At 57.8% G+C, this 4782-nt stretch carries 4 protein-coding genes; all 4 read left to right on the top strand.

Features of this window, described 5'->3' with window-relative positions; all coding sequences use genetic code 11:
* The first annotated feature begins 174 nt into the window (after window positions 1–174).
* Window positions 175–1371, top strand: coding sequence for an acyl-CoA dehydrogenase family protein (locus tag A3754_RS04570; protein WP_063518954.1), 1197 nt, complete (start codon window positions 175–177; stop codon window positions 1369–1371).
* Between the two features lie 12 nt (window positions 1372–1383).
* Complete coding sequence (locus tag A3754_RS04565; RefSeq protein ID WP_063518953.1) at window positions 1384–2526, top strand: acyl-CoA dehydrogenase family protein; 1143 nt, start codon at window positions 1384–1386, stop codon at window positions 2524–2526.
* Between the two features lie 172 nt (window positions 2527–2698).
* Window positions 2699–3727, top strand: coding sequence for an NADP-dependent oxidoreductase (locus A3754_RS04560; RefSeq protein WP_063518952.1), 1029 nt, complete (start codon window positions 2699–2701; stop codon window positions 3725–3727).
* Window positions 3727–4782, top strand: a 1056-nt coding sequence (locus A3754_RS04555; RefSeq protein WP_063518951.1) for a DHA2 family efflux MFS transporter permease subunit, incomplete at its 3' end; no start/stop codon positions are given. The genes A3754_RS04560 and A3754_RS04555, both read left to right, overlap by 1 nt.

Below are 4782 nucleotides of genomic sequence, written 5' to 3'. Positions count from 1 at the left end.
CGGGGTGGCGTGTTGTTCTGGGCAGATCAGGTGGGTGTAAAAGCCATCTTTGAAAAAGTGAACGAGATCTATCAACAAACCGGCTCGGATGTCTGGAAGCCTGCCAAACTGCTTGGCGATCTGGCAGAGCAGGGCAAGGGCTTCTACAGCAAATAAGCATTAGCTGAGGTAATCATGGATATTAATTTTACCCCGGAAGAACTGGCGTTTCGCGATGAAGTGCGCGTCTTTCTGGATACCAAGCTGCCGAAAGACATCGCCAGCAAAGTGAAGAACAGTCAGCATCTGAGCAAAGACGACTCTGTTCGCTGGCAGAAAATTCTCAATGAACAGGGCTGGATGGCCCTGCATTGGCCGAAAGAGCATGGCGGCACCGGCTGGTCACCGATTCAGAAGCATATTTTTGAAGAAGAATGTGCAGAGTACGGTGCCCCGAGCGTGCTGCCGTTCGGTGTGAACATGGTGGCGCCGGTGATCATCAAGTTCGGTACCGAAGAGCAGAAGCAGAAGTACCTGCCGCCGATTCTCAACAGCGATGTGTGGTGGTGCCAGGGTTACTCCGAGCCGGGTGCCGGTTCTGACCTGGCGGGCCTGAAAACCAAGGCGGCCCGTGAAGGTGACCACTACATCGTTAATGGCCAGAAAACCTGGACCACCCTGGGTCAGCACGCAGACTGGATCTTCTGTCTGGTGCGCACCGATCCCAATGCCAAGAAACAGGAAGGTATCTCCTTCTTGTTGATCGACATGAAAACGCCGGGGATCACCGTCCGCCCATTGATTACCCTGGACGGCGAGCACGAAGTGAACGAAGTGTTCTTTGATGATGTGAAAGTGCCGGTGGAAAACCTGGTCGGCGAAGAGAACAAGGGCTGGACCTGCGCCAAGTACCTGTTGACCTTTGAGCGTACCGGTATTGCCGGTGTGGGGCAGTCCAAGGCGGCCCTCAAGCACCTTAAAGAGGTGGCGCGCAAGGTGCAGCAGAACGGCAAGCCGCTGATTGAGGATCCTTTGTTCCGCAACCGTTTGGCGGACGTGGAAATGGAACTGATGGCCTTGGAAATGACCAACCTGCGCACTGTGGCTGCGGCCCAGGCCGGTGGTGTGCCCGGTGCAGAAAGCTCTTTTCTGAAAATCATGGGCACCGAACTGCGTCAGGAAATTACCGACCTGTTCCGCCGTGCAGCAGGCCCCTACGCCCAGCCGTTCCTGCCGGAAACCTTCGATGCGGATTATGACGGCGAGCTGGTCGGGCCGGAATTCGCCAATACGGTGTCCGCCAAGTACTTCGATATGCGCAAGCTGTCGATCTTCGGCGGCTCCAATGAAATTCAGAAGAACATCATCGCCAAGATGATTCTCGGTCTGTAAGGAGTATTGAGCATGGATTTTAAACTGAGCGACGAACAGCGCATGCTCGAAGAAACCGTGGGCCGTCTGGTTCGCGATGGTTATCCCTTCGACGTACGCGAGAAAGCCCGCACCAGTGAACTGGGTTATTCCGCAGAAATGTGGCAGCAGTTTGCCGAGCTTGGCCTGTTGGGCGTGCCGTTCTCCGAAGACTTCGGTGGTTTCAACGGCGGTGGGCCGGAACTGATGGTGGTGGCTGAAGGCTTTGGCCGTGGCCTGGTGCTGGAACCTTATCTGGCCACAGTGGTATTGAGCGGCACATTGATCAATTCACTGGGCAGCGATGCGCAGAAAGAAAAACTGATCAGCGCCATTGTTGGTGGTGAGTTGCGTCTGGCACTGGCGGCTTACGAGCCGCAAGGCCGTTACGACCACACCCATGTGGCGGCCACCGCAGAGAAAAGTGGCGATGGCTACAGCCTGACGGGCAACAAGGCCGTGGTACTTCATGGCGACAGCGCCGACCAGCTGGTGGTGATTGCCCGTACCGGTGGTAATGGCACGGACCGTGATGGTTTGTCCGCGTTTATCGTCGATGCCAACGCCGACGGTGTCAGCCGTCGCGGTTACGAAACCATTGATGGGCTGCGTGCGGCAGAAATCACTTTCAACGGTGCGGCGGCGGAATTGCTGGGCGAAGAAGGCAAGGCCATCGATGCGCTGGAAGCCTCCCTGGCGCTGGGCATTGTGGCCCTGTGCGCAGAAGCTACCGGTGCCATGGAAGTGGCCTGTGATCAGACCCTGGATTACATCAAGGAGCGTCAGCAATTTGGTGTGGCCATTGGCAAGTTCCAGGCGCTGCAACATCGCATGGTGGAAATGCGTATGGAGCTGGAAAAAGCCCGCTCCATGACCATTTTTGCAGCCTGCTCTCTGGACGCTCCTGCTCAGGTCTGTGCCAAGCGTGTGGCTGCCGCCAAGGCGATTATCGGCAAGTCCGGTCGCAAGGTAGCGGAAGAAGCCATCCAGTTGCATGGCGGCATGGGCATGATGGAAGAAACTGCCGTGGCCCATTACGCCAAGCGGATTGTGCTCATTGATCACCAGCTGGGTGATCTGGGTTATCACATGCAGCAGCTGGAAAGCTTGCTGGATGTGGATGACGATGCAGCATAAGTAGATGAAAAAGGGCGGCTTCGGTCGCCCTTTTTTGTTGTCTGTGGCGGTCGCTAACGACACAGGGGCGGCCTGAAACGACAATCCACGCAATGCGCTATTTGAAGCGGGCCAGCCTTCCCCCAGTGTGTGGACTGACTTTTACTGTTTTGCGTTTTACGGGAGAGAAAGCATGAGTGTGAATCGCCAGATTATTTTATCCGAGTACCCCAAGGGGATGCCCCAGCCTGAACATCTGCCTTTGAAGGAAGGCGCGATGCCGTCGCCGAAAGAGGGCCAGGTCCTGATCAAGACCATCTACCTGTCACTGGACCCCTACATGCGTGGGCGCATGAGCCCGGCCAAGTCCTATGCGGCCAGCGTGGAGCTGGGTGATGTGATGCAGGGCGGTACCGTCGGCCAGGTTGTGGAATCGCGCCTGGAAGGTTATGAAGCCGGTGACTATGTGCTGGGCTTCGGTGGCTGGCAGGAATACTCCGTGCAGGGCAAAGAGATGCTGCGCAAGCTGGACCCGAAACAGGTACCGATCAGCACGGCGCTGGGCGTGCTGGGTATGCCGGGCTTTACCGCCTATGCGGGGTTGCTGGAAATTGGTCAGCCCAAAGAAGGCGAAACCGTGGTGGTCTCTGCGGCCAGCGGCGCGGTGGGTCAGATCGTCGGGCAGATCGCCAAGATCAAAGGTTGCCGCGTGGTCGGCGTTGCCGGTGCACCGGACAAGTGCCAGCACGTGGTGGATACCTATGGCTTTGATGCCTGTGTGAACTACAAGGACGACGACTTCGAAGCTCAACTGAAGGCCGCCTGCCCCAATGGCATCGATGTGTATTTTGAAAACGTGGGTGGCAAGGTGTTTGATGCGGTGATGAAGCTGGTGAATGACTTCGCCCGTATTCCCCTGTGTGGCCGTATCGCCCATTACAACGATACCGAAGCGCCCCAGGGGCCGGATCAGCTGCCCGGGTTCTTGACCAAGCTGCTGGTGAAGCGGGTGCTGATCAAGGGCTTTATCCAGTTCGATTATGCGCCCCTGATGAAAGATTTTGTCCGCGATATGAGCGCCTGGATGCAGGCCGGCAAAATCCAGTACCAGGAAGATGTGGTTGAAGGTCTGGAAAACACCGTGGATGCCTTCCAGGGGCTGCTGCAAGGCCGTAACCGGGGCAAGCTGCTGGTACGGGTCAGCGAAGATACCTCCCGGTAATGGCAACAGTGGAGGCGCAGGTCCAGGCGCTTTTTGCTCTGCATGGCCCGCGCTACCGCTGGCTCGCAACGATAACGGTGATGCTGGGCACCATGTCCGTGGTGCTGGCATCCACCATTATCAATGTGGCGATTCCCACCATCATGACCGAGTTCCAGCTGGCGCAGGATCAAGTGCACTGGCTGGCCACCGGTTTCCTGGCAGCAATGACAGTAGGCATGCTGCTCAATGCCTGGTGTACCCAACGATTTGGGGCCCGTGGCGCTTATTTGTTGGCCATGGGCCTGTTCGTGGTGGTGTCCATTGTGGGGGCTGCCAGTGAACATTTTCCCTTGCTGGTGGCTGCCCGGGTAGGGCAGGGCCTGCTGGCCGGGCTGATCCAGCCGCTGGCCATGATTACCATCTTCCAGGTGTTCCCTCTCAATCGTCGCGGTCAGGCCATGGGTATCTATGGGCTGGGTGTTGTATTGGGACCGGCCATTGCTCCGGCCATTGGCGGGGTGCTGGTGGATACGTTGTCTTGGCGGGCGGTGTTCCTGGTGGTGTTGCCGGCCTGTGTCGTGGGCATGATCATGGCGGCCCGATATCTGCCACGGCGTGAAGCTGAGGCGGACCCGGTTGCACTCGACAGGGTGGGGCTGATCTCGCTGGCGCTGGGTATCACAGCCTTGCTGTGGGCACTGGCCAATGGGCATCGCCGCGACTGGGTTGATCCGGTGCTGTTGCTGGCGTTTTTCGGTGGCCTGGGGCTGACCGCTTTCTTTGTTTATTGGCAAACCCGTTTGCAGCATCCGTTAATGGATCTGCGGGTGTTTCGCTACCGGGGCTTCACTGGCAGTTTCATCATGTCCATGGTGATTGGTGCCGGGGTGTTCGCTTCCACCTACATCACTCCATTGTATTTTCAGCAAGTGCTGGGCGAGAGCGCGGCCAGCGCGGGGCTGATGTTGATGCCGGCGGGCCTGGCCATGGCCTTTACCTTTCCGGTAGCGGGCCACCTGACCGACCGTTTCCCGGAAACGCGCATCATGGCTGCGGGGCTGGTGTTGTTTATT

It is taken from the genome of Alcanivorax sp. HI0083 (assembly GCF_001635175.1).
Note: the sequence above shows the minus strand (reverse complement) of the source record. Positions and strands in the feature narration are given on the sequence as shown.